Genomic DNA, 24,890 nt, shown 5'->3' with positions numbered 1-24,890 from the left:
GGTGACCCGTCGGCCAGCGGTTACTTCAGTTCGACCAGCCTGGCCAGGTAGGTCGTGTCGCCCACGTTCGTGAGCATGTGCACCGCGCCCGGATCCCGGTAGACGACCCCGCCGGTCGGCTCGTCGGCGTCGATGAGGGTGCCGTCGATCGTCTGTACGACGTTCTTCGCCCCCTGGATCGCCACCACGAGGTACGGGTGGTCGTGCCGGTGCAGCGGCTGCCGCTCACCCGGCTCCAACCGGATGTGCCAGACCCGGACCCGGTCGTTCTCGTACACGATCTCCTGGCCCACCGGGCCGAGTTCGGGGTGCGCGTCGGTCATCGGGTTCCGTCCAGTCGGGGGAGCACCTCGGCGGCGATGAGCTCCAGGTGGTCGAGGTCGGCGAGGTCGATCAACCGCAGGTGCACCCGGGTGGCGCCGATGGCGGCGAACTCGCCGATCCGGTCGACGAGCTGCGCGGGCGAGCCGACCACCGGGTCCTCCGGCGGCAGCGCGCTCTTGACGTGCAGCGGTGCGGCGCGGCGGTGCGCCTCGGCGTCGGTGCGGCCGATCGCCACCACGATCCCGGCGGAGAGGGTGAGCGGGGCGCGTCCGGACTCCGCGCGGCCGGCCCGGTCGCAGGCCTCCCGCACCCGCTCGTACGCGGCGGCGGTCTCCGCGACGGTCTTGAACGGCATGTTGAACTCGTCGGCGTATCGGGCGGCGAGGTCGGGGGTGCGCTTCGGGCCGCGCCCGCCCACGATGACCGGCGGGCCGGGCACCTGCACCGGCTTCGGCAGCGCGGGGGCGTCCACCAGCCGGTAGTGGTCGCCGGCGAAGCTGTACGTCTCGCCCGGCGGCGTCCGCCACAGCCCGGTGACGATCTCCAACTGCTCGGCCAGCCGGTCGAAGCGCTCGCCGACGCCGGGGAACGGGATGCCGTAGGAGGTGTGCTCGCGTTCGTACCAGCCGGCGCCGATGCCGAGTTCGACCCGGCCGCCGCTCATCTGGTCCACCTGGGCCACCATCACGGCCAGCGGGCCGGGCAGCCGGAAGGTGGCGGAGGTGACCAGGGTGCCGAGCCGGATCCGGCTGGTCTCGCGGGCCAGCGCGGCCAGCGTCAGCCAGGCGTCGGTCGGGCCGGGCAGCGCGGGCTCGTCCCCCATCGCCTGGTAGTGGTCGGCGCGCAGGAAGCCCTCGAAGCCGCCGTCCTCGGCCAGCCGGGCGAAGCGGAGCTGGTCGTCGTAGCTGGCGCCCCGGTGCGGCTCGGTGAAGACGGTGGCCCGCATGCTCATCGTCCCTCCGCGCCGGCTGTCGCCGGCAGGTCCCGCTCCATGAGCAGTTCGTGCAGGTCGGCGCTGACCCGGGCGACGTCCGCCAGGTGCGCGTTGCGGCCGAGGGTGCGCGGTCGGGGGATGTTCACGTCGACCACCTTGCGGATCCGGCCGGGTCGAGGGCTGAGCACGACCACCCGGTCGGCCAGCAGCACCGCCTCGTCGATCGAGTGGGTGACGAAGACGACGGTGGCCCCGGAGGTCATGTGCACGCGCTGCAGCTCACCGGAGAGCTCCTCGCGGGTGAGCGCGTCGAGCGCGGAGAACGGCTCGTCCATCAGCATCACCCGGGGCTCGCCGATGAGCGACCGGCACAGCGACACCCGCTGCTGCATGCCGCCGGAGAGTTCGTGCGGCAGCCGCTTCTCGAAGCCGCCCAGCCCGGCGAGCTCCAGCAGCTGCCGGGCCCGGTCACGGTGCTTGGCCCGCTTCCAGCCGAACATCTCCACCGGGAGCAGGACGTTGTCCAGCACCGTGCGCCAGGGCAGCAGGGCCGGCCGCTGGAAGAGCATCGCCATGTCCGGGCGCGGCCTGGTGATCGGCGTACCGGCCACGGTGATCCTGCCCTCGCTCACGGGGAGCAGGCCGGCGATCAGGCGCAGCAGCGTGGACTTGCCGCAACCGGAGCGGCCGAGTACGGCGACGAACTCGCCCGCCGCCACGTCGAGGTCGATGCCACGCAGCGCCTCGACGCGGCCGCTGCGGCCGTCGAAGGTGCGGGACACCCCGGAAAGCTGGATCATCTCCGGCGGCCCCCCTGAGTCAGCGATCAGCAGTCGCGGCCCAGGGTAACCGCCTCGTGTGGACAGCACGTCGTCCGGGGTGGACGCGAGGATTTTTCCGTAACGAAACCCATACGCCTGGCATTGTCGGGGTCGGTTTCTCGTACGCTGTGCCCGCTAAGAGTCCCCTCACGACGGATGGTGTCGGCTCAACCCCTCGGCCGGCCCACCAGACAACCCCTCCGGCGGCGGCGCGCCGCTCCGGTCGGAAAGGACATGGTGCACTGATGAGAAGGCTGACCCGTACGGTCGCTGCCGCTGCGCTGGCCACCGCCCTCGCCCTGGTCTCCGGGTGCAGCGGCGACTCGGATTCCGGCGCCGACGCCAAGGGCGGCAACGGCGGGGCGTTGGAGAAGGTGACCTACCTCACCTCGTTCGGCAACTTCGGCCGTGACTCCTACGCCTGGGTCGCTAAGGAGAAGGGCTTCTTCAAGGAAGCCGGGTTCGACGTGGACATCAAGCCAGGTCAGGGCACAAACGCGGTCATCCAGCAGGTCGTCGGCGGCCAGGCCCAGTTCGGCCCGATCGACCTCACCGGCGGCCTGCTCCAGCTCGGCGGCGGCCAGGCCAAGGACTTCGTCGCGGTCGCCGCGATCCAGCAGCGCACCATGGCCGCCATCGCCACCGTCGAGGGCAAGGGCATCGCGTCGCCGAAGGACCTGGAGGGCAAGAAGCTCGCCGACACCCAGGGCTCCGTCGTGCGCAACCTCTTCCCGACGTACGCCCGGATGGCCGGTGTGGACGCGAGCAAGGTGACCTGGGTGAACGGCCAGGCCCAGGACCTGATGGGCATGCTGGGCTCCGGCACGGTGGACGGCATCGGCCAGTTCGTCGTCGGTCAGCCCACCATCGAGGCGGTGACCAAGCAGAAGGCCGTCCTGCTGCCCTACAGCAACGTCATGCAGGACCTTTACGGCAACGTGCTGATCACCTCCTCCAAGATCGCCAAGGAGAAGCCGGAGATGGTCAAGCGGTTCACCGCGGCCCTGATGAAGGGCCTGGACTACGCGCTGACCAACCCGCAGGAGGCGGGCGAGCTGCTGAAGAAGAACGTCGACGCCGCCAACCCCGCCGCGGCCGCCGCCGAGCTCCAGCTCATGGCCGGCTACGTGCGCTCCAGCAACTCCGGCACCCAGCTCGGCACCCTGGACAGCGGCCGGGTCGCCAAGAGCATCGCGATCCTGCAGGGCGCCGGTGCGCTCAAGCAGAACATCACCCCCGACCAGATCATCGACTTCAGCCTCGCGCCGAAGGCCTGACGGACGCCGACCACGGCACGGGGGTGCGGTCCACCGGGGCGACCCGGGGGCCGCACCCCCGTCGCGTGCCGGCCCGGCCGGCAGGAGAGGAGAACCCGTGACGGAGACGACCGCTACCCGGTCCGGCGACGTCGGGAAGAAGCCCGCGGGCGCCGGCGCGCCCCCGCGCCGGTTCGGCGTACGCCCGGCTGCCGTCGGGCTGCCGCTGCTCGGCGCGGTGATCACGCTGGCCGCCTGGTGGCTGGTCACGTCGGGCCTGCAACTGGTGCACCCGGTGTCGCTGCCCCCGCCGCAGGCGGTGTGGCAGGCGATGGTCGCGGGAAGCGACGTGCTGTTGCCGGCGCTGGGGGTGACCACCACGATGACCGTGGTCGGCTTCCTGCTGTCGGCGGTGGCCGGGGTGCTGATCGGGATGGCCCTGGCCGGGTCGCGGCGCGTCGAACGGATGTTCGCGCCGCTGCTGGTGGCGGTCAACGCGGTGCCGAAGATCGCCCTCGGGCCGCTGCTGGTGGTCTCGGTCGGCTGGGGCGCGAAGCCGGTCCTGACCATGGTGTTCCTGCTCTGCTTCTTCCCGATCGTGCTCTCCACGGCGACCGGGCTCACCACCACACCGAACGACCTGGCCGAGCTGGCCCGGTCGCTGAACGCCTCGTGGTGGCAGGCGTTCCGCAAGGTGCGCCTCCCCGCCGCGCTGCCGCAGATGTTCGTCGGGCTCAAGGTGGCCATGCCGCTGGCCGCGATCGGCGCGGTGATCGGTGAGTTCTACTCGGACAAGCCGGGGCTGGGCTACCAGATCCTGCAGTACAACGGCGTCGGGGACACCGCGACCGCCTGGGCGGCGATCGTGCTGATCGCGACGATGAGCATCCTGCTCTACAGCGCGCTGTCCCTGGTCGAGCGGCTCGCCCTGCCGTGGGTCCGGGCCACCACGTCGGCCCGCTGACCCGCTGGAGCAGCCGCTGGTGCGGCCCGCCGTGTCCCGGCGGGCCACACCAGCCGGTCAGCTGGCGAGGCGCCAGCGCCCGTTGCGCGCCACCAGGGTGGTGAGGGCCTGCGGCATCAGGCCGGAGTGGTTGTCCGGGGTCATCCGGATCGGCCCGGAGAGACCGTCCAACTGGGTCGTCTCCAGCACGTCGCGGATGCCGTCGCGGTCGACCTGGCCGGGCTCGCCGCCCGAGCGCAGCTCGGCGTCGGCGATGAGCTGCACCGCGTCGGCCGCGAACGAGGAGGAGCCGTTGTAGCCGCCGAAGCGGGCGGTGTAGTCCTGGAACCACTGCCGGCGGGCCGCCTTGGCCGGGGTGGTGGCGATCACGTCGTCGATCACCATGGTCTGGGTGAAGACCAGCGTGGTGCGTTCGGTCGCCGCGGACGCGGCACCGAGGAAGAGGTCACCGGCCGCCGCCGCGTCGAAGTAGAGGTCGCCCTCGAACTTGGCCTGCTGCGCGGCGGTGGCGGCCAGCGTCGCCTGCTCCGCCGGGGTCCACACGACCAGCGCGTCCGGCTTCTTCGCGATCAGGTCCTTGACCTGCCGGCCGACCTCGGTGTCGGTGGTGCGCACGGCCTCCTCGCGCAGCAGCTTGATGCCGGTCTTCGCGAACTCGGCGCGCAGGGCGGTCAGCCCCTCACGGCCGTAGGCGTCCTCGCTGTGCAGCACGCCCGCCTTGCGTACGCCCTTGCGGCGCATCTCGGAGGCGAGGGCGGCGGCGCTGTCGGCCGCGTTCGGGGAGAGCTTGAACACGTACCGCCGTTCCGCCACCGGGGTGGACACGGCACTGGACGCGGCGAGCGCAATGGTGGGAATTCGCTTCTCGTTGATGGTGCGCACGGCGCCGACGGCGCATTCGTTGCAGCCGCCCATGATGATGGCGCTGACTTGGGAATCGGAGCTGAAGTCACCGATGTTGCGCAGCGACTCGCTCGCATCCGACCGGTTGTCCTTCACCCTCAGCTCGACCTTGCGGCCGCTCAGCGCGCCGGAGGCGTTCAGCTGCTCGACCTTCAGTTCCAGCGCCCGCTGGTACGCCTTGCCGACGGGCGCCGCCGCGCCGGAGAGCTCGAGGTCCGCGGCGATGACGATGGGACTGGTGTCCTGCTCGTCCGCCCCGAACTGGCAGCCGGTGAGCGTGGTGGCCAGCACGGCCGATGCGAGCGCCGCGGCGGTCGCGGAGCGGATGGGGGTCAACTCAGTCCTCCAGATGCGGCCCGGGACGATGCCCGGTCACCGCCGGGTTGTCCGTCCTCAGTAGAGGAACGGTATCGGTCTGCCGTACGGTGTGCGCGAAGCCTGCAAAACCTTGCCAACGCCGGGCCCTGCGGTCAAGCGGAGCGTCGGAAGCGTTTCGGGACGCGTATCCCACATGGTGGCGCAACGGGAAGTTTGCAAACGCTTACTAATACGACACGGATGACCACTCTGGAGTTACATGCCCTGTTCACGGGCATGGAGAATTGAAGGTATTAGTTGACCGGATCGCGGGATGCGTGCCCTCCAACCGTTTCCTACCCCGCTGCGACTTCCCAAACAGGATCACTTCTGATGAAATCGCGGCCGTGCCGCGTGTGGCGCAGTCCGCTGCACCGGGCGCGAGTCGGCGGGGCAGGCGTGGAAGAAACGACGGAGGCGATGTCGTGAGCACCGGACCGACGACCCTGCCCGCGAGTGGCGGCACCGATCAGTCGAAGCGGCGCCGGCTGCCCCGGCTGCGCGACGTGCGGATCCGCTCCAAGCTCGCGCTGATCCTGGTCGTGCCGGTCGCCGCGGTGCTCGCGCTGGCGACGGTCCGACTCGTCGCCGTCGGCGAGAACACCTTCGACGCCAACCAGGCACGGGCGCTGACCGCGCTCTCCGTCGACGTATCCGCACTGACGCAGGACCTGCACGCCGAGCGGATGGCCGCCGCCGCGTTCCTGTCGACGCCGCAGCAGAAGGCCGACACCTACAACCTGCGGGTGCGCAGCACCGACGAGCGGGTCGCGGCGTACCGGGCGGAGCGCGGACGCATCGGCGAGGTGCCGACCGCCGTACGGGAGCGGCTCGCGACCATCGACGAGCACCTGGAGACGCTGGCCAGCACCCGGCAGGAGGTGCTGGACCGTCAGCAGATGGCGGTCGCCGAGGCGGCGCTCCGCTACGGGGTCATCATCACCGACCTGGTCGCGTATGGCGACGGGCTGGCCCAGCTGCCCGGCGACGAGCGGCTCTCGGACGCCCGGCGCGCGGTCGCCGCGTTCACCCGCGCCAAGGCGGCCGTCGCCGAGGAGCAGTCGGTCGTCTTCACCGCCCTCGTCGCCGGTCGGCTCGACGAGGAGCAGTTCTCCTCCTTCGTGGCCACGCTGACCAGCCAGCAGGAGGCGCTGGTCGCCTTCTCGCTGGCCGCTGACCCGACCCAGCGTGCCCTGGTCGACAGCACGGTCTCCGGCGACGCGGTCACGCTCGCCGACCGGATGGCCGCTGACATCACCCGCTCGGTCGGGCAGACCTCGTTGGTGACCGCCCAGGACGCCGCCGCCGCCATCGGCGCGGTGAACGACCTGATGCGGTGGGCCGAGATCCGCCTGCAGGAGCGGCTGCTCAGCCAGGCCGACCAGGCCCGCTCGGACGTCATCCGGCAGGCATTCATCGAGACCGGGCTGGTGCTGCTGACCCTCATCGTCGCGGTGACCCTCGCCGTGGTGCTGGCCCGCTCGCTGAACCACTCGCTGCGCCGGCTGCGCGAGGGCGCCCTCTCGGTGGCGAACCACGACCTGCCGGACGCGGTCAAGCGGCTGCAGAACGTCGGCAACGTCGGCGACGGCGGCGTCGAGGAGATCGTCCGGCAGGTACGCGACCCGATCCAGCTCAACAACCGCGACGAGGTGGGCCAGGTGGCGCTCGCCTTCAACGTCGTGCACCGCGAGGCGGTCCGGGTGGCGGCCGAGCAGGCCGCACTGCGTACCAGCGTCTCGGCGATGTTCCTCAACCTGGCCCGGCGCAGTCAGACCCTGGTCGACCGCATGATCGGCGAGCTCGACGCGATCGAGCGCGGCGAGGAGGACCCGAAGCGGCTCGCGCAGCTCTTCGAGCTGGACCACCTGGCCACCCGGATGCGCCGCAACGACGAGAACCTGCTCGTCCTGGCCGGTGCCGACTCGGCCGTACCGCGCCGCGACGACGCCCTCCTGGTGGACGTGCTGCGGGCCGCGCAGTCCGAGGTCGAGCTCTACAACCGGATCGAGTTCGGCACCGTCGACACCGACATCTCGGTCGCCGCGCACGCGGTCAACGACGTGGTCCGGCTCGTCGCCGAGCTGCTCGACAACGCCACCCGCTTCTCGCCGCCGACCACCACCGTGGTCGCCGACGGCCGGCGGATCCGGGACTACGTCCTGATCCAGGTCGAGGACCGGGGCCTCGGCCTGACCGACGACCAGCTCGACTCGCTCAACCGGCGACTGGCCGCCCCGCCGAGCGTCGACGTCGCGGCGTTCCGCCTGATGGGTCTGGCCGTGGTCAGCCGGCTGGCCTCCCGCTACGGCATCCGGGTGGAGCTGCGCCGCAACGTGGAGGGCGGCACGGTCGCCCAGGTGACGCTCCCCGCCGCGACGGTGGTGCTGCCACCCGTGCACAGCCGGGACCCGCAGATCACCCGCCCCCGGCAGCCGCTCGCGGTCGAGCAGAACCCGCTCACCCCGGCCGGCCTCGCCGAACCGGCTGGCGCGGGACGTACCGCCTCGGCCACCCTGACCGAGCAGTGGCGCTCCGCCGCCCCGGCGCCGTGGCAGGCCCCGGAGCAGGCGCGGGACACCACGGCTCCCGTGCAGGCCGGCGGCCTGGCGGCGACGCAGCCGGCCGCCCCGGCGGCACCTCCGGCCCGCCCGGCCTTCGGCGGCGGCGTCTCGGTCGGTACGCCGACCGTCGCGTACCCCACGGTCGACGCCCTGCCCAGGCGCGTCCCCGGCGGCGAGACCTCGGCGCCGGCGGCGCCGGGCCTGCCGGTCGGCCCGGTCGCCGGCTCGCCCGGTGCCACCGGGCTGTCGGGAGGGCTGAACCCGGACCGGGGCCGCGGCCTCGGGGCCGGCCTGGCCGCCACCGCCCCGCTCGCCCCCGCCCCCGCGGCGCCGATCACGCCGCGCCCCGAGCTGCCGGCCGAGGCGCCGATCTTCCGGGAGATGGAGGCGGTGTGGTTCCGGTCGCACGGCAACGACGCCACCGCCATCTTCACCCGCCCGAACTTCAGCCAGCCGCCCGCGGCGCAGCAGGCCACCGGGGCGCCGAGCGCCGCACCGCCGAGCGCCGCACCGCCGAGCGCCGCAGCGCCGGCCGCCCAGCCGGCACCGGCGCAGCCCCGCGCACCACGGCTGCCCACGCGCACGCCGGGCAGCACCGACACCACCCCGCCGGCCGCGCAGTCGGCACCGCCGTCGTACACCCCGCCGGCCGCGACGCGAGCCGGCACGCCGGACACACCTCCCGCGGCACCCCCTGCGGCACCTCCCGCGGCACCTCCCGCGGCGCCGGTCACGGAGCCGTCACCGGCGGCGCCGGCGACGGACGCGGACGCCTGGCGGACGGCGGCGGACGAGGGCTGGACCCGGGCCAGCCGGGCGGCGGCCCCCGCCACCGCCGGCACCACCCGCTCCGGGCTGCCCAAGCGGCAGCCGCAGGCACAGCTCGTGCCCGGCGGGATCGAGCCCCGGGGCGGCCGCGACCGCAGCCGGCGTACCCCGGACGAAGTTCGGGGCCTGTTGTCGGCCTACCACCGCGGCGTGCAGCGCGGCCGGGCGGCCGGAACGGACCAGAACAGCACCTCGACCAAGGAGACGAGTCGATGAACAGGCCAGCGGCCATGCAGGACATGAGTTGGTTGCTCACCAACTTCGCCGACAGCGTGGCGGGAATCGCCCACGTGGTGGCGGTGTCCGCCGACGGGCTGCTGCTCGCCTCCTCGCGGGACCTGCCCGCGGACCGGGCGGACCAGCTCGCGGCGATCACCTCGGGCGTGGTCAGCCTGACCGAGGGCGCCGCCCGGATGTTCAGCGCCGGCGGCGTGCTCCAGACGGTCATCGAGATGGACAGCGGCTACCTGTTCCTGATGTCCATCAGCGACGGTTCGTCCATGGCCGTCCTGGCGGCCCGGAGCTGCGACGTGGGCCAGGTGGGCTACGAGATGGCGTTGCTGGTCGAGCGGGTCGGTGCGGCGCTGGTGCCGCTGCCCCGGGACGCGGTGCGCTCCTAGCGGGACGCGACGTGCGGGCTGCGCGTCGTCAGGAACGAGAAGATCCGGTGCCCGACCAGGGGCCCGGCCGGGAACGGAGGTGATCGTCGATGGACCAACGGCGCGTGGACCCACGTGGTGCGCTGGTGCGGCCGTACGCGGTCACCCGCGGCCGGACCGAGGCCCGGATGGACATCGCCCTGGAGGCGGTCCTGACGGCCAGCCCGACCCAGGCCGCGGAGTCCCGCTTCGCGGGGCACGACAAGCACCGCATCGCCACCGTCTGCGAGGGCCGGGCACAGTCGCTGGCCGAGATCTCCGCGTACACCCGGATGCCGCTGGGCGTCACCCGGGTGCTGGTCGCCGACATGGTGGCCGAGAGCCTGCTGACGCTACACACTGCCGCTCCCGCCGAGGGGTTCGAGGAGCGGATGGAAATCCTTGGAAGGGTGCTAAGTGGACTTCGCAGGCTATGACCCCGCCGGGGCCCGCCGAAACCGGGGAATCATCTCCGCGAAGATCGTGGTTGCGGGCGGCTTCGGCGTGGGCAAGACCACCCTGGTCGGCGCGATCTCGGAGATCACCCCGCTGAGAACCGAGGCGGTGATGACCGCGGCCGGCGTCGGCATCGACGACCCGTCCAAGGTGCCGGGGAAGCAGACCACCACGGTCGCCATGGACTTCGGCCGGATCACCATGGCCGAGGACCTGATCCTGTACCTCTTCGGCACGCCGGGCCAGACCCGCTTCTGGTTCATGTGGGACGAGATCATCAAGGGCGCGGTGGGGGCCGCCGTGCTGGTGGACACCCGCCGGATCACCGACGCCTTCGCGCCGCTCGACTACTTCGAGAACCGCAGGCTGCCGTACGTCGTGGCGTTGAACCGCTTCGACGGCGCGCCGCAGTACGAGCTGGAGGAGGTCCGCGAGGCGCTGGCCATCTCGCCGGACGTGCCGCTGGTGCTGACCGACGCCCGGCACCGGGACGCGGTCAAGCAGGTGCTGGTGACCGTCGTGGAGCACGCCATGCTCCGCCTCGAGGCCGAGCACGGCCGGGGCTACCCGACGCCGGTCGGCTGAGCGCGACGGCTACCGCCTCCGGGCCGCTCAGTCGACCCGGAGGCGGTAGCCGCGCTTGACGACCGTCTGCACCACCCGGGGCGCGCGCAGCCCGGCGCGCAGTCGGGCCACCGCCATCTCCACGGCGTGCTCGTCGGCGCCGCGCGGCAGCGTCCGCAGCAGGACGGTCCGGGACAGCACCCGACCGGGCGAGCCGCACAGCGCCCGCAGCACCGCCATCGGCGCCGGCGCGAGCGGACGCAGCTCGCCGTCGAGCACGGCGGCGTGCCCGCGCAGGGTGAGCAGGTGACCGGCCACCTCGAGGGTGACCGTACGGCGCGGCAGTTCCTCGACGATCGTCCGCACCAGGGCGCCCAGGCGGGCCCTGGCCGGCGTGCTGACCGGCACCCCGCGTCGCAGCAGCGGGCCCGCGGTGACCGCGCCCACGCAGCTCGCGAGCACGTCGCCCCGGAACGCGTCGAGCACCGCGTCGCAGCGGTCCCCGGCGGCGCGCAGCAGCGCCTCGGCCGCCGGGGCGGAGGTGAAGGTGACCGCGTCGACCAGCCGGCCGGCGACCAGGTCGATGAGCCGGTGCAGCGGGGCGGGATCGGTGGGCGGCGCCCACCGGTGGACGGGTGCCTCGATCACGGTCGCCCCGGCCGCCTCCAGCGCCAGCGTGCACTCCGGCTGCCGCTCGCCGTGCACCTGCACGGCGACCACCTGCCCGGCCACCCCGCGCCGGCACAGGTGCTCGATCACCTCCTCGCAGCTCTCCGAGCCCGGTGACCACCGGTCGTGCAGCCCGGCGGCGCGAATGGCCCCGCGCGCCCTGGGGCCCCGGGCCACCACGTACGCGTCGGCGAGCACGCCACGCAGCGGCTCGGCCAGCCCCCAGCCCTCGGCCGCCTCCAGCCAGCCGCGCATCCCGATGCCGCTGTCGGCCACGAGGACGTCGGGCGGCCGGTCCAGGCAGGCCCGGGTGGCCTCGCGCAGGTCGGTGTCGTCGGCCAGCGGCACGATCCGCAGGACCGGGGCGACGACCACCCGGGCGCCCCGCCGTTGGAGCAGCGCGGCGAGCTCGTCCCGCCGGCGGTCGGTGGTCACCCCGACGGTGAAGCCGGCCAGTTCGTCGCGCATCCACCCCTCCCGTCGCAGCCGCCCGCACGCCGTCGACGAGGGTGGCGGCGCCCCGCTCGGGCTCCAGCCGGTCGAGCGGGCTGACCGGCGTCCGGGCGCCGCTCGCCGCCGGCCGGGTCCCGTAGCAGCGGGATGGTCTGCGTCCGCCCCGGTCCGGTCGCCGCGTGCGCACCGTCTGTCGTGTCGGCACAGCGTGCCGGGGGGCGGTTTCCGCTCCGGGTCCCGTCCGTTTCGGTCCTGTCAAGAGCGGCCCACACCGCACGGGGGCGACGGGCCGACGCGCGACGTCTATCATGCGGGAAGACATTCCTGCGATATGGGAGGCGCGATGGAAGTGGCGGAGGCGTTCGACGCGGTGGCCGGCCGCTACGACGAGGCCCGCCGGCGCCTGGTGCCCTGCTTCGACGCCTTCTACGGCACCGCCGTCGAGGTGGCCGCGCCGCCGCTGCGGGCCGCGCTCGCCGCGGGGCGCACCCCCGAGGTGCTGGACCTGGGGGCGGGCACCGGGCTGCTGTCACTGCTGCTCGCCGCCGCCGTGCCGGGGGTCCGGCTGACCCTGGTCGACGCCGCGCCGGCCATGCTCGCCGTCGCCGCCGAGCATCTGCGCGCCCGCGGGGTGACCCACCGGACGGTCCTGGCCGACCTGGCCGACCCGCTGCCCGCCGGCCGCTACGACGCGGTGGTCAGCGCGCTGGCCGTGCACCACCTCGACGACGCCGGCAAGCGCGGGCTCTACCGGCAGGTGCCGGCGGCCCTGGCCCCCGGCGGCGTCTTCGTCAACGCCGAGCAGGTCGCCGCCCCCACCCCCGCGCTGGACCGGCGCTACCACGAGGTGTGGCTGGCGCAGGTCGCCGCGCTGGGCTCCGACGCCGACGAGGTCGCCGCCGCCGAGGGTCGGATGGCGTACGACCGGCCGGCGCCGGTCACCACGCAGTGCCGCTGGCTGGCCGAGGCGGGCCTGGTCGACGTCGACTGCTACTTCAAACAGTGGCGGTTTGCCGTGTTCGGCGGTCGGCGCGAATAGCCCGGGGCGATGGGATGACTGCCGGTCATACCCGTGGGTAGTCTGCTCGGCATGACTGCCAAGGTGACCCTGTCGTTCTCGGACGAGACGATCGAGGAGGCCCGGCGGTTCGCGAAGCGCGAGGGGCTCTCCCTGTCGGCGTGGATGGACCAGGCGGCCCGCGAGAAGGCGCTGCGCGAGGTCTTCACCGCGCACGCCGCCGCCGTCGGCCGGGCCGGTCTCGACCTCGAAGCCGCCGCCCTCGCCGACGCGCGCGAGGTGGGCATGGTCGACGACGTGCTCTTCGGTGGGCGCCCGCGTGCTGCGTAGGGGCGAGGTCTGGCGCATCGACGGCGCCCGGGAACGCCTCGGACTGGTGATCAGCTCCGACGTCTACAACTCCACCGACGTGCCGATCGTGATCGTGGCCGAGGTGGTCGAGGAGGCGCTGCTGCGCGACTCGCCCCTGGCGGTGCCGATGGGCGCGTACGTGGTGATGCCCGACCGGATCTCCTCGCCCATGAAGAAGTGGTTCACCGAGTGCGTGGACGTCGCCGACACCGAGACCATGCTCCGGGTCGGCCGGGCGCTGCGCATCCTGCAGGAGCTCTGACGTCCCACCGGCGGCCTCCGTCCGTGCCGCGGTCTCCGTTCCCGGCGCGCACCGCCGGCGGCGGGGGTGTGAGCACCGCCATGTATCCTTCGGGGGCCAGGCGGGGGCGGTACCCCGTTTTGACCTGCCGACGGGGCGGCGGGTATCGTTGCCTGCTGTTGTACGACATCCAGAGGCGTGCCGCCTGAGGTACGCTTGGTCGTTCGTGCGCGCCCGGTAACCTCGGCGCGCGACCCCAGACCGACGACGAGACAAGGTATACCTGTGCGTACGTACAGCCCGAAGCCGGGTGAGATCGAGCGTCAGTGGCACGTCATCGACGCCTCTGATGTCGTGCTGGGCCGCCTGGCCACCCACGCCGCCACGCTGCTGCGCGGCAAGCACAAGCCGACTTTCGCGCCGCACGTCGACACGGGCGACTTCGTCGTCATCGTGAACGCGGGCAAGGTCGCGCTGACCGGCAACAAGCGCCACACCAAGATCGCCTACCGCCACTCCGGCTACCCGGGTGGTCTTAAGCAGGTCGGCTACGACGAGCTGCTGACCAAGCGTCCCGAGCGGGCCATCGAGCTGGCCGTCAAGGGCATGCTCCCGCACAACAAGCTCGGCCGTCAGCTCATCAAGAAGCTGAAGGTCTACGCCGGTGCCGAGCACCCGCACGGCGCGCAGCAGCCGGTGCCGTTCGAGATCAAGCAGATCGCGCAGTGAGCGCGGGCGAAGGAAACAGCATGACCGACATCACCGAGACCGAGGTTGCCCCCGAGGAGGCCACCGAGGCGCCGGCGCCCGTCGCCCGCGCGCCGCGTGGTGACCGCCCGATCCAGACCGTGGGTCGGCGCAAGGAGGCCATCGTCCGGGTGCGCATCGTCCCCGGCAGCGGCAAGATCACCTGCAACGGCCGGGACCTCGAGGCCTACTTCCCGAGCAAGGTGCACCAGCAGCTCATCAAGGACCCGCTGGTCACCGCCGAGAAGCCGGAGGCGTTCGACGTCATCGCCAACCTGCGTGGCGGCGGCACCACCGGTCAGGCCGGCGCGCTGCGGCTCGCCATCGCCCGGGCCCTGATCGTCAACGAGCCGGACGACCGCCCGGCGCTGAAGAAGGCCGGCTTCCTCACCCGGGACGCCCGGGTCAAGGAAAGCAAGAAGTACGGCCTCAAGAAGGCCCGTAAGGCTCCCCAGTACTCGAAGCGCTGATCATCAGCGGCACGTTGTACTTCTGACGAACGGCCGGGTTCACCTCCCCTGGATGGGAGGTGGCCCGGCCGTTCGCCTTTCCTGGACAGTTCCATCGGAGGTTGGCGGGTATGGGCCGGTTGTTCGGCACGGACGGCGTACGCGGGCGGGCGAACGCGGATCTCACGCCTGAGTTGGCGCTGGCGGTGGCGGTCGCCGCCGCGCACACACTCGCCGAGTCGGATCGGAGCCACCCCCCGCTGGCCGTGGTCGGGCGGGACACCCGGGCCAGCGGCGAGATGCTGGAGGCCGCCGTGGTCGCCGGGCTCACCAGCGCCGGCGCCAACGTGGTCCGGGTGGGCGTGCTGCCCACCCCGGCCGTGGCGTTCCTCACGGCCGAGGCCAAGGCCGACCTGGGCGTGATGCTCTCCGCCTCGCACAACCCGATGCCGGACAACGGGATCAAGCTCTTCGCCGCCGGCGGGCACAAGCTGCCGGACGAGATCGAGATGCGGATCGAGGCGGCCGTCGAGGCGAACGCCACCACCGCCTGGAAGCGGCCGGTCGGTGCCGGCGTCGGCCGGGTGCACGACCTGCTCGACGGCGCCGACCACTACGTGCAGCACCTGATCGGCACCCTGCCGCACCGCCTCGACGGGCTCAAGGTCGTCGTGGACTGCGCCAACGGCGCGGCGGCCGAGGTGGCGCCGGTGGCGTACCGGGAGGCCGGGGCCGAGGTCGTCGCGATCTACGCCGAGCCGGACGGCCTCAACATCAACGACGAGTGCGGCTCCAACCACATCGAGGCCCTGCGGGCCGCCGTCGTCGAGCACGGCGCGCACCTGGGCATCGCCCACGACGGCGACGCCGACCGCTGCGTCGCGGTGACCGCCGACGGCGACGAGGTCGACGGCGACCAGGTGATGGCGATCCTCGCGCTCGCCATGCGGGAGGCCGGCACGCTCACCGACGACACCCTGGTCGCCACCGTGATGAGCAACCTCGGCCTGCGGCTGGCCATGTCCGCGCAGGGCATCCGGCTTTTGGAGACCAAGGTCGGCGACCGGTACGTGCTGGAGGAACTGCGTGCGTCCGGCCTCGCCCTGGGCGGCGAGCAGAGCGGGCACATCGTCATGCCGGCGTACGCCACCACGGGCGACGGCGTGCTGACCGGGCTGCACCTGATGTCCCGGCTGGCCGCCACCGGCAAGTCCCTCGCGGAGTTGGCCGCCGTGGTCACCAAGCTGCCGCAGGTGCTGATCAACGTGCCGGTCGGCGACCGTACCGTCGGCGCGGCCGCGCCCGCCGTGCGTGCCGAGGTCGAGCGGGTCGAGGCGGAGCTGGGGGAGACCGGCCGGGTGCTGCTGCGCCCGTCGGGCACCGAGCCGCTGGTCCGGGTGATGGTGGAGGCGGCCACCGAACGCGTGGCCCGCGAGACGGCCGAGCGCATCGCCGAGCAGGTCCGCACCGCCAGCCCGACCGCCTGACTTCTCCCGTCGGCCCGGGTCCGCCATCGGCGGGCCCGGGCCGACGCCTGTCCCCGGCGGTCCGCAGCCGCCCCTACAGGCGCAGGCCCGTGGCGCGCCGGAAGGTGGCCGCCGGGTCCTCGCCGTCGGTGAGGTCCACGTCCTCGACGATCCGCCCGTCACCGAGGCGGATCAGCCGGTCGCATCGGGCGGCTATGGTCCGCTCGTGGGTGGCGAGCAGGATCGTCATGCCGTGCCGGTCGCGCAGGTCCAGCAGCAGGTCGAGGATCTGACCGCCGGTGGCCGAGTCGAGGTTGCCGGTCGGCTCGTCGGCGAGCAGCAGCCCGGGGGAGCCCATCAGCGCCCGGGCGATCGCGACCCGCTGCTGCTGGCCGCCGGAGAGTTGAGCCGGCAGGGCCCGCTCCCGCCCGGCCAGGCCCACCGCGTCGAGCAGTTCCCGGGCCCGGGCGGCGTGGTCGGCCCGACCGCGCCGGGGCAGCACCGGCGCGGTCACGTTGTCCAGCACGGTGAGCGCGGGCAGCAGGTGGTAGCGCTGGAAGACGAAGCCGACCCGCTGCCTGTACCGGGTGAGGGCGGCGCGGCCGAGCGCGGTGATCTCCCGCTCGTCCACGGTGATCGTGCCGGCGTCGACCTGCTCGATCGCGCCGATCATGTGCAGCAGCGTCGACTTGCCGGAGCCGCTGGGCCCGGTGAGCGCCACCACCGTCCCCGCCGGGATCTCCAGGGACACGTCGTCGACCGCCGTCACCTGCTGCGGGCCGGCCCCGAAGCGCCGGACCAACCCGGCGACCCGGACCGTGCTGCCCGTCGTCGTCTCCATCGTCACTCCTCCGCGAGCAGTCGGGCGGTCGGCAGCCGGCGCAGCAGCGCGGCCGGGACCAGGGCGGCCACCGAGGTGACCAGGACACCGGCCACCGCCACCAGCGCGGCGACCGTGACCAGGGCGCCGGGCAGGGCGCCGACCAGCCAGGCCGTCCCGGCCAACCCGAGGCCGGCTCCGGTGACCGCGCCGAGCACTCCGAGGGCCAGGCCCTCGTAACCGATCAGCCGGCCCAGCGCTCCGTCGCTCCAGCCGACCGCGCGAAGCGTCGCCAGTTCGGCGGCCCGGTCCCGGATGTTGAGGTAGAGCACGTCGGCGACCGCGGCGGCACCGAGCAGCACCGTCGCCACGGCGGCCGTGGTGTCCGCGCCCCGCACGCTCAGCGACACCGTGTCGCCGAGCAGGCTGCCGACGATGGCGCCGCGGAACGCGTACCCGGCAGCGGCGACCAGGGTCAGCGCGGCCACCCCGATGGCCAGCGCGCCGGCCCCGAGCAGGGTGCGACCGGGCGTGCGGGCCAGGTTGGCCAGGGCCAGGCCGGCCAGGGTGCGCGGCCGGCGTACCCAGCGGGCCGCCGCCACCGCCGGGCGCAGCGCGGCGGCCGGGTGGGCGCGCGTGGCCCGCAGGGCCGGTGCCAGGCCCGCCACCAGCGCCAGCAGCAGGGCCACCGGTACGGCCAGCAGCGCCCGCCGCCAGCCCACGTCGATGCCGAGCGCGGCCCCGAGCGGGACCGCCAGCGCCAGCGCGAGCAGCCCGGCGGCCAGCCCGAGCGCGGCGACCTCGCCGAGGATCAGCGCGCCGATCCGCCGGGCCGGCCAGCCCAGGCAGGCGAGCACGGCCAGTTCGGATCGGCGGTCGCGTACGGCGGCGGCGACCGCGTTGCCGAGGAAGAGCGCGCAGACCACCAGCACCAGTACGAAGAGCGCGACGCTCTTGCGGTCCACCGCCTTGGTGATCACCGAGGCGACTCCGAGTGCCGACCAGTTCTCGGCCAACCGCAGCGCCGGCCGGCCGAACGACCCGGCGGGCAGCTCCACGGCCTGCGGGGCCGGGGACGAGCCGAGCGTGATGTCGACGTCGAGCCCGGTGGCCTGGGCGATCCGCTCGGCGACCAGCCGGACCTGCTCTGCGGCGCGATCGCTGTAGCCGCCCACGTCGGCGACCCGGACCCGGATCGCGCTGATCGGGGCGGTGAGCTGCGGACTGCCGCCGCCCGCCAGCAGCTCCGGCACGCTGGTCAGGGTGGTCAGCAGCAGCGGCGGGGCGGCGAGGTAGCCGGCGGGATTGCCGCTCGGCTCCAGCGGCTGCCCGCCCAACGCGTCCCGGCTGGCGGCGTCGGCACCGGTGGCCCGCGGCGGTTCGTACGTCTCCAGCGGCACCTTGCCCAGGTCGCTGAACCCGGTCAGCTTCGCCGGGTCGAAGGCCCCCACCGCCCGCCATTCGCGCCAGAGGGGTTTCCTGGGGGTCGACTTCCCCAACGACAGCTTGCGCAGCGGGCGGGCACCGACGTCCTCCGTCAGCCAGGGACGCGGGTACGGGTTGACTTCCTGTTGCCCACCGTAGACCTCGGCGGCGGCCGGCGGGAGCGGACGGACCCGCAGGGTGCCGTCGGGGAGCCGGTCGTACTCCACGGGCCCGGCCTGCACGATGTCCTGGAGCTGGCCGTAACAGCAGCCGGTCGAGGAGAGACCCTCGGTGAACCGGGAACGCCAGCCGGAGAGGACGTCGGCGCTGGCGTCCCCGGCGGGGATCGCCGGCCCCCGCCGCAGCTCCCGCTCCAGATCGGCCAACGGCACGCCGCCCGGGCGCGCGGCGGGCAGCCGCGTGGCGCCGATGCGCAGCTCCTCGTCGAGGAAGGGACGGCTGGTCGTGAGGACCGGGACGGTGTGGTGGCCCTCCGTGCGTCCCTCGACGACCGAGTCGTCGGGGCGGAGCGCCCGCCCCTCGACCACCGTCCCGGCCAGGCCGACGAGTCGGTCCTCGGCGGCCGGGTCCACCGCGGCCAGCAGGAAGGGCACGGTCAGGTTGTACCGGATCCGGAGCCGGTCCGACGTGGTCACGTAACCCGGCCCGTGGCCCTCGCCGTCGGCGAGGACATTGACGTGGGCCTCGAACCGGCCATCAGGCAGCAGCCGCACAGGCATCACCGCCCAGTCCTCCCGCTCCGAGTAGGCGCCCAGGCTGCCCATGGCGTGCCGCGGGTCGCAGATCGACTGGGTCCGGCCGTCGGGCAGGACCTCGCGCGGGGAGGGGCCGCACGTTTCGTCCCAGGGGTAGCTCCGGCCGTCGGTGTAGGTGGTGGCGTCGGCGCTCATGACCATGTCACTGCGGGCGTGGATGATCGGGTGCTTGGTGACGTACAGGTACCGGGCGCGGCCCGGGGCGGTGGAGAGGCCGCGCTCGGCGACGAAGCGCGGGTCGATCCGGATGACCTGCCGGTCGAGCGAGCGGTCGACGGCGTCGGTCAGGTCCATCGCGGTTGTGACGGGGGCGGTCGAATAGCCGAGCATGGCGATGGGGGCGGCGACGTCCACCCCGGCGAGCGCCTTCACCTGGTCGTACTGCGCCGTGGTGATGCCGCCGAAGAGGCCGGAGAGGTAGTTGGGCTGGACCAGCCGCCGCTCGGCCTCCAGCGGGGTGCGCGCGCCCTTCGGGCGGACCAGGATGTCGTAGGCGGCCTCGGTGTTCCGCTCGACGGCGCCGGTGACTTCGAGCCGGGAGGCGGTGGTGGCGCCGGTCAGCACGACGAAACCGGTGGTCGCCACCAGCACGCCGAGCAGCAACGCCACCGACCGTCCCGCACGGCCGCGAAGCTGTCTCCAGATGATGTTGAGCATGTCGCGCCTCCCCGTGTGCTGAGCACACTGTGCGCGATACATTGTGACAATGCAAGACCCGGCGGCGGTCCGCCCCGGGTCGGATCGGAGCAGACGGTGGCGATACAGCACGCGGTCCTGGCCCTGCTCGCCGGCGGCCGCAGCTACGGCTACGAGCTGAAGGGCGCGTTCGAGGAGGCGGTCGGCCCGCAGTGGGGGCCGCTCAACATCGGGCACCTCTACCAGATCCTCGACCGGCTCTCCCGCGACGGCCTGGTGGTGGCCGAGCGGCAGCCCCAGCCGGTCAAGCCCGACCGGGTGGTCTACGAGATCACCCCGGAGGGGCGGGCCGAGCTGGCACGCTGGCTCGGTGAGCCCAGCCCGCGCAGCGGCGGGTTCCGGGACGACTTCTTCCTCAAGGTGACCGCCGCGGCCCGCTCCGGCGAGCCGGCCACCGTGCGCACGGTGCTCGGCAACCAGCGCGGTCACCTGATGCGGGAGCTGCGCAACCTCGACGGGCTGCGCCGCGCGGCCGACGATCCGGTGGTCGGCCTGCTGCTCTCGGCGGCGGCCCGGCACGTCGAGGCCGACCTGGCCTTCGTCGACGACGCCGAGGCGGTGTTGCTCGCCGACGGCGCAGCGGCGCTCGCCCGGCTCCGGGCGACGCCCCGCTCCGAGGACGCGCCGTCGCAGCGACGGGACGGCCCGACCCGGGCGGCCGGCTGACCGTCAGGCGTACGCGGTGGTCAGCCGGTCGCCAGGCGACGCAGTCGGTCGACGGCCTCGGCCAGCACCTCCGGGCGCTTGCAGAAGGCGAAGCGGACGAGGCGCCGGCCCGCCCCCGCGTCGTCGTAGAAGACCTGCGTCGGCACGGCCACCACGCCGCACCGCTCGGGCAGCGACCGGCAGAACTCCACCCCGTCCCGGCCGCCGAGGGCGGTGACGTCGGCGGTGACGAAGTAGGTCCCCTCCGGCGCGAGCACCTCGAAGCCGGCGTCGGTCAGCCCGCCGACGAGCTGGTCGCGACGGGCCTGCATGCCGTCGCGGAAGTCCGTGAAGTAGTCGTCCGGCAGGGCCAGGGCCACCGCGACGGCCGGCTGCAGCGGCGCGGCGTTGGTGAAGGTGAGGAACTGCTTCACCCGCAGCGCCGCCGACACCAGCGCCGCCGGCCCGCTCACCCAGCCGACCTTCCAGCCGGTGCAGGAGAACGTCTTGCCGGCCGAGGAGATGCGCAGGGTGCGCTCGCGCATGCCGGGCAGCGTGGCCAGCGGCACGTGCGGGGTGGCCGCGTCGGTGAAGACGAGGTGCTCGTAGACCTCGTCGGTCACCGCGTAGGCGTCGTGCTCCCGGCACAGCTCGGCGACCAGCGCCAGCTCGTCGGGGGTGAACACCTTGCCGGTCGGGTTGTGCGGCGAGTTCAGCAGCACGAGCCGGGTACGCGGGCCGAACGCGGCGCGCAGGGCGGTCGGGTCGAAGGCGTACCGGCCGTCGGCGGCGGGACGCAGCGTGACCGGGCGACGGACCGCGCCGGCGAGCGCGACCGAGGCGGCGTACGAGTCGTAGTACGGCTCGAAGCAGACCACCTCGTCGCCTGGCTCGCAGAGCCCGAGGATCGCCGCCGCGATCGCCTCGGTGGCGCCCGCCGTCACCACGATCTCGCCGTCGGGGTCGTACTCCAGCCCCCAGAACCGGCGCTGGTGCGCGGCCAACGCCGCGCGCAACGCCGGGATGCCCGGACCCGGCGGGTACTGGTTCTGCCCGCCGCGCAGCGCCTCCGCGGCGGCGGCGAGCATCTCCGGCGGCCCGTCGGTGTCGGGGAAACCCTGGCCGAGGTTGACGGCGCCGGTGCGGACGGCGAGGGCGGACATCTCGGCGAAGATGGTCGTCCCGAACGGGCGCATCCGGGCCACCAGCGGATCCACGTCGGCGGTCGTCACGCCCGCCAGCCTACGGACTCCCGGCGCGGCTTCAACCCCCGCCGAGGGCGGCCCGACCGCCCGGGGCCGTCGCCGGCGCCCCCTCCGCCCGGTGGAGCTATGTCACGGAGCGTGCCGCTTCCCTTCCGATCGCTCAAGTCGGGTGATTGTTTGGCCGGCTTTCGCGCACGCGCGATGAGTGAAACTAGGTTAGGCTGCGGGACATGTGTGGAATCGTTGGTTACGCCGGTGCGCGCCCGGCGCTCGGCATCGTGCTCGACGGACTGCGGCGGCTCGAATACCGCGGCTACGACTCGGCCGGCGTCGCCATCGTCTGCGACGGCGCGCTGCTGACCGAGAAGAAGGCCGGCAAGCTGGCCAACCTGGAGAAGGTGCTCTCCGAACGGGCGGCCGAGGACCCCACGTCCTGCGCGGCCAGCCCGATCGGCATCGGGGACGGCACCACCGGCATCGGGCACACGCGCTGGGCCACCCACGGCGGCCCGACCGACCGCAACGCCCACCCGCACCTGGCACCCGACGGCCGCGTCGCCGTGATCCACAACGGCATCATCGAGAACTTCGCGAAGCTGCGTGCCGAGCTGGAGGCCGACGGCGTCCAGTTCACCAGCGACACCGACACCGAGTGCGCGGCGCACCTGCTCTCCGCCGCGCTGGCCGACCTGCGCGCCGCCGGGCACCCCGACGGGCCGCAGCTTCTCGCCGCCGGCATGCGGGTGGTCTGCCAGCGGCTGGAGGGCGCGTTCACGCTGCTCGCCGTCGACGCCGCGGTGCCCGGCGCGGTGGTCGGCGCCCGGCGCAACTCGCCGCTGGTCGTCGGACGGGGCGAAGGGGAGAACTACCTCGCCAGCGACGTGGCCGCGTTCATCGAGCACACCCGCGAGGCGGTGGAGCTGGGCCAGGACCAGATCGTCCTGATCACCGGCGACACCATCGAGATCACGGACTTCGCCGGCCAGCCCGCCAGTGGCAAGGACTTCCACATCGACTGGGACTCCTCCGCCGCCGAGAAGGGCGGCTACGACTGGTTCATGCTCAAGGAGATCGAGGAGCAGCCGCAGGCCATCGCCGACACGCTGCTCGGCCGGCTCACCGACTCCGGCGAGATCATGCTCGACGAGGTCCGCCTCAGCGACCAGGACCTGCGCGACGTCGACAAGATCTTCATCGTGGCCTGCGGCACCGCGTACCACTCCGGTCTGGTCGCCAAGTACGCCATCGAGCACTGGACCCGGATCCCGTGCGAGGTGGAGCTGGCCAGCGAGTTCCGCTACCGCGACCCGGTCCTCGACCGGTCCACGCTGATCGTGGTGATCTCGCAGTCCGGCGAGACGATGGACACCCTGATGGCGCTGCGGCACGCCAAGGAGCAGAAGGCCCGCGTCCTGGCCATCTGCAACACCAACGGCTCCACCATCCCCCGGGAGTCCGACGCGGTGCTCTACACCCACGGCGGGCCGGAGATCGCCGTCGCGTCCACCAAGGCGTTCCTCACCCAGCTCGTCGCCTGCTACCTGATCGGCCTGCACCTGGCCCAGGTGCGCGGCATCAAGTTCGCCGACGAGGTGGCCGCCGTCGTCGCCCAGCTGCAGGAGATGCCGGACAAGCTGCGCGAGCTGCTGGAGCGCATCGAGCCCGTCCGCGAGCTGGCCCGCGACCTGAAGTCCGAGCCGACCGTGCTCTTCATCGGCCGGCACGTGGGCTACCCGGTGGCCCTGGAGGGCGCGCTCAAGCTCAAGGAGCTGGCGTACATGCACGCCGAGGGCTTCGCCGCCGGCGAGCTGAAGCACGGCCCGATCGCGCTGATCGACAAGGGCACCCCGGTCATCTGCATCGTGCCGTCCCCGGTCGGCCGCGGGATGCTGCACGACAAGGTCGTCTCCAACATCCAGGAGGTACGCGCGCGCGGCGCCCGGACCATCGTGATCGCGGAGGAGGGCGACGAGGCGGTCGTCCGCTACGCCGACCACCTGATCTACGTGCCGCGTACGCCGACGCTGCTCGCGCCGCTGGTCACCACCGTGCCGTTGCAGGTCATGGCGGCCGAGATCGCCGCCGCCCGGGGGCACGACGTGGACCAGCCCCGCAACCTGGCGAAGTCGGTCACGGTCGAGTAGCCGTACGCGCCCCGCCACGGGCCCCCGTCCCACCGCGCCGGTGGGCGGGGGCCCGTCGCGTCGCGCGGGTCAGCGGCCCAGCACCACCCGGGCCATCCCGTCGAGGGCCGGGTTCTCCGCCGCCCAGTAGCCGGTGTGCCCGTGCCGGCCGCTGGGGAACGTGCGCCCGCCGAAGCCCGGGTGGGACGGGTCCTGCCCGAACCACAGCTCGCGCTCCGGCGCGCCGAGCAGCGTCCCGATCGCCGGGCCGGCCGGCGACGCGCCCAGCAGGGCCCGGCGGGCCAGCTCGTCCGGCGACCGGGCCCACCGGATGACGTCGTCCGGCGCGGTGCTCGCCCAGACCTGCCCGGCCGGCACGCCCAGCTGGCCCGCGTGCGCGACCCCCACCCCCGGCGAGCCGACGAAGACCAGCGCGTCGGCGGCCAGCCCGTGATCGCGGGCGGCCGTGCCGACCACCAGCGAGCCGTAGCTGTGCCCCAGCACGGTCTGCCGGCCCGGCGGGTCGTCGTGGGTCGCCCGCAGCCCCTCCTGGAACCGGTGCAGCGCCGGGCCGGCGTCGCGGGCCTGGCCCGGCCACGCCGCCTCGTGCAGGAAGTCGGGTGCGTCGTAGTCGAGCCAGAGCACCGCGGCGGCCTCCTGCCCGGGGTCGAGCGCGCCGCAGCGGGACAGCACCCGTGCCGCCCGGCCCAGCTCGCCGGGCACGTCGTGCAGCCCGGCGGTCATCCCCGGCACGTAGGTCAGCACCCGGCTCGACCGGTCCGGGTTGCCCAGCGCCACCACCGCCCGCCCCTCGCCGGCCGTGCCCAGCCCCAGCAGGTAGGCCCGGGGCTGCTCGTCGCCGGCCAGGCGGACGGCCAGCGCGTCCAGCCCCGCCAGGACCTTCCCGACGCGCGCCAGCCCGGCCAGCTCGACCGGCCCGCGCGGCACCCGGTCCAGCAGCCGTCGCCGCGCCGCCAGCAGTTCCTCGCGCCGCGCCCCGAGCAGCAACCGGTTGGCCTGGTCGCGAGCGGCCACCGGGACCCCGTCGAGGCTGCCGAGGAGCCCCGGCTCGTGCGCGACCAGCCACCGGCGCTGCGCGGGGGTGAGCCCCGCCCACCACGCCCGAACCGTGGCCGGGGCGGCGCCCGGCGCCGGGCGGCCGGGCGGGGGCGCGTCGGCCCACGCCGCGCCGGCGGT

The 24,890-nt window shown here is 73.7% G+C and carries 23 protein-coding genes; 14 read left to right on the top strand and 9 right to left on the bottom strand.

Translation table 11 applies throughout. The annotated features are described in order from the left end of the window. Positions 1 to 20: 20 nt before the first annotated feature. Genes V6U77_RS18815 through V6U77_RS18805 form a run of 3 tightly spaced genes read right to left on the bottom strand, consistent with a single transcriptional unit; the run spans position 21 to position 2,058 of the window. A complete protein-coding gene (locus V6U77_RS18815; RefSeq protein ID WP_334607650.1) occupies positions 21 to 323 on the bottom strand; it encodes a cupin in 303 nt (100 codons plus the stop codon). Beyond that, the gene (locus V6U77_RS18810; protein WP_334607676.1) at positions 320 to 1,270 is read right to left on the bottom strand and encodes an LLM class F420-dependent oxidoreductase; all 951 of its coding nucleotides are present in this window, start codon (positions 1,268 to 1,270) and stop codon (positions 320 to 322) included. Before V6U77_RS18810 ends, V6U77_RS18815 begins: the two co-directional genes overlap by 4 nt. A gap of 2 nt (positions 1,271 to 1,272) precedes the next feature. Next, the gene (locus V6U77_RS18805) at positions 1,273 to 2,058 is read right to left on the bottom strand and encodes an ABC transporter ATP-binding protein (RefSeq protein ID WP_334607649.1); all 786 of its coding nucleotides are present in this window, start codon (positions 2,056 to 2,058) and stop codon (positions 1,273 to 1,275) included. A gap of 266 nt (positions 2,059 to 2,324) precedes the next feature. Here V6U77_RS18805 and V6U77_RS18800 point away from each other — a divergent pair, with 266 nt between their 5' ends. Together V6U77_RS18800 and V6U77_RS18795 are read left to right on the top strand one after the other, a co-directional pair. After that, entirely contained in the window at positions 2,325 to 3,356 is a 1,032-nt protein-coding gene (locus V6U77_RS18800) for an ABC transporter substrate-binding protein (protein ID WP_334607648.1), read from the top strand. A 97-nt stretch (positions 3,357 to 3,453) separates the two neighbouring features. Continuing rightward, positions 3,454 to 4,299 (top strand): ABC transporter permease, encoded by an 846-nt coding sequence (locus V6U77_RS18795; protein WP_334607647.1) that lies wholly within the window; start codon positions 3,454 to 3,456, stop codon positions 4,297 to 4,299. Between the two features lie 57 nt (positions 4,300 to 4,356). On the opposite strand, the gene V6U77_RS18790 is transcribed toward V6U77_RS18795, so the two are convergent. Then, positions 4,357 to 5,538: an ABC transporter substrate-binding protein gene (locus V6U77_RS18790; RefSeq protein ID WP_334607646.1), complete on the bottom strand. Its 1,182-nt coding sequence runs from the start codon at positions 5,536 to 5,538 to the stop codon at positions 4,357 to 4,359. A 446-nt stretch (positions 5,539 to 5,984) separates the two neighbouring features. Between V6U77_RS18790 and V6U77_RS18785 the strand changes: the two genes are divergently transcribed. The 4 genes from V6U77_RS18785 to V6U77_RS18770 all read left to right on the top strand — a co-directional run bounded on the left by V6U77_RS18785 (position 5,985) and on the right by V6U77_RS18770 (position 10,630). Beyond that, the gene (locus V6U77_RS18785) at positions 5,985 to 9,167 is read left to right on the top strand and encodes a sensor histidine kinase (protein WP_334607645.1); all 3,183 of its coding nucleotides are present in this window, start codon (positions 5,985 to 5,987) and stop codon (positions 9,165 to 9,167) included. Further along, on the top strand, positions 9,164 to 9,571 hold the full coding sequence (locus V6U77_RS18780) for a roadblock/LC7 domain-containing protein (protein WP_067359650.1): 408 nt from the start codon (positions 9,164 to 9,166) through the stop codon (positions 9,569 to 9,571). Before V6U77_RS18785 ends, V6U77_RS18780 begins: the two co-directional genes overlap by 4 nt. 89 nt (positions 9,572 to 9,660) lie before the next feature. After that, positions 9,661 to 10,026, top strand: coding sequence for a DUF742 domain-containing protein (locus tag V6U77_RS18775; protein WP_334566315.1), 366 nt, complete (start codon positions 9,661 to 9,663; stop codon positions 10,024 to 10,026). After that, complete coding sequence (locus V6U77_RS18770) at positions 10,007 to 10,630, top strand: GTP-binding protein (protein ID WP_334607644.1); 624 nt, start codon at positions 10,007 to 10,009, stop codon at positions 10,628 to 10,630. Before V6U77_RS18775 ends, V6U77_RS18770 begins: the two co-directional genes overlap by 20 nt. A 27-nt stretch (positions 10,631 to 10,657) precedes the next feature. On the opposite strand, the gene V6U77_RS18765 is transcribed toward V6U77_RS18770, so the two are convergent. Next, positions 10,658 to 11,746: a uroporphyrinogen-III synthase gene (locus V6U77_RS18765; RefSeq protein WP_334607643.1), complete on the bottom strand. Its 1,089-nt coding sequence runs from the start codon at positions 11,744 to 11,746 to the stop codon at positions 10,658 to 10,660. Positions 11,747 to 12,074: 328 nt separating this feature from the next. Here V6U77_RS18765 and V6U77_RS18760 point away from each other — a divergent pair, with 328 nt between their 5' ends. The 6 genes from V6U77_RS18760 to glmM all read left to right on the top strand — a co-directional run bounded on the left by V6U77_RS18760 (position 12,075) and on the right by glmM (position 16,024). After that, positions 12,075 to 12,770 (top strand): class I SAM-dependent methyltransferase, encoded by a 696-nt coding sequence (locus tag V6U77_RS18760; protein ID WP_334607642.1) that lies wholly within the window; start codon positions 12,075 to 12,077, stop codon positions 12,768 to 12,770. A 51-nt stretch (positions 12,771 to 12,821) separates the two neighbouring features. Next, on the top strand, positions 12,822 to 13,079 hold the full coding sequence (locus V6U77_RS18755) for a DUF6364 family protein (protein ID WP_088998395.1): 258 nt from the start codon (positions 12,822 to 12,824) through the stop codon (positions 13,077 to 13,079). Next, positions 13,057 to 13,362, top strand: a complete 306-nt coding sequence (locus V6U77_RS18750) for a type II toxin-antitoxin system PemK/MazF family toxin (RefSeq protein ID WP_334607641.1) — start codon at positions 13,057 to 13,059, stop codon at positions 13,360 to 13,362. The genes V6U77_RS18755 and V6U77_RS18750 overlap by 23 nt, the downstream gene beginning before the upstream one ends. A gap of 264 nt (positions 13,363 to 13,626) precedes the next feature. Next, a complete protein-coding gene (rplM, locus tag V6U77_RS18745; RefSeq protein ID WP_242794454.1) occupies positions 13,627 to 14,070 on the top strand; it encodes a 50S ribosomal protein L13 in 444 nt (147 codons plus the stop codon). Positions 14,071 to 14,090: 20 nt separating this feature from the next. Continuing rightward, positions 14,091 to 14,558, top strand: a complete 468-nt coding sequence (rpsI, locus tag V6U77_RS18740) for a 30S ribosomal protein S9 (RefSeq protein ID WP_334607640.1) — start codon at positions 14,091 to 14,093, stop codon at positions 14,556 to 14,558. A gap of 110 nt (positions 14,559 to 14,668) precedes the next feature. Next, complete coding sequence (gene glmM / locus V6U77_RS18735) at positions 14,669 to 16,024, top strand: phosphoglucosamine mutase (protein ID WP_334607639.1); 1,356 nt, start codon at positions 14,669 to 14,671, stop codon at positions 16,022 to 16,024. Positions 16,025 to 16,097: 73 nt separating this feature from the next. Here the strand turns inward: glmM and V6U77_RS18730 are convergent, their stop codons facing one another. Next, positions 16,098 to 16,844: an ABC transporter ATP-binding protein gene (locus V6U77_RS18730; RefSeq protein ID WP_334607638.1), complete on the bottom strand. Its 747-nt coding sequence runs from the start codon at positions 16,842 to 16,844 to the stop codon at positions 16,098 to 16,100. Between the two features lie 2 nt (positions 16,845 to 16,846). Then, complete coding sequence (locus V6U77_RS18725) at positions 16,847 to 19,681, bottom strand: FtsX-like permease family protein (RefSeq protein WP_334607637.1); 2,835 nt, start codon at positions 19,679 to 19,681, stop codon at positions 16,847 to 16,849. A gap of 96 nt (positions 19,682 to 19,777) precedes the next feature. Here V6U77_RS18725 and V6U77_RS18720 point away from each other — a divergent pair, with 96 nt between their 5' ends. After that, a complete protein-coding gene (locus V6U77_RS18720; RefSeq protein WP_334607636.1) occupies positions 19,778 to 20,386 on the top strand; it encodes a PadR family transcriptional regulator in 609 nt (202 codons plus the stop codon). A 20-nt stretch (positions 20,387 to 20,406) separates the two neighbouring features. Here the strand turns inward: V6U77_RS18720 and V6U77_RS18715 are convergent, their stop codons facing one another. Then, on the bottom strand, positions 20,407 to 21,597 hold the full coding sequence (locus tag V6U77_RS18715; protein ID WP_334607635.1) for a pyridoxal phosphate-dependent aminotransferase: 1,191 nt from the start codon (positions 21,595 to 21,597) through the stop codon (positions 20,407 to 20,409). Positions 21,598 to 21,800: 203 nt separating this feature from the next. Between V6U77_RS18715 and glmS the strand changes: the two genes are divergently transcribed. Next, positions 21,801 to 23,714 carry a glutamine--fructose-6-phosphate transaminase (isomerizing) gene (gene glmS, locus V6U77_RS18710; RefSeq protein ID WP_334607634.1) on the top strand — a complete coding sequence of 638 codons (1,914 nt, stop codon included), beginning with the start codon at positions 21,801 to 21,803 and terminating at the stop codon, positions 23,712 to 23,714. Positions 23,715 to 23,783: 69 nt separating this feature from the next. Here the strand turns inward: glmS and V6U77_RS18705 are convergent. Next, positions 23,784 to 24,890 (bottom strand): alpha/beta hydrolase (locus V6U77_RS18705; RefSeq protein WP_334607633.1); only part of this gene is annotated, 1,107 nt, incomplete at its 5' end.

The organism is Micromonospora sp. CPCC 205546, from assembly GCF_036902715.1.
Classification (GTDB): domain Bacteria; phylum Actinomycetota; class Actinomycetes; order Mycobacteriales; family Micromonosporaceae; genus Micromonospora.
Note: the sequence above shows the minus strand (reverse complement) of the source record. Positions and strands in the feature narration are given on the sequence as shown.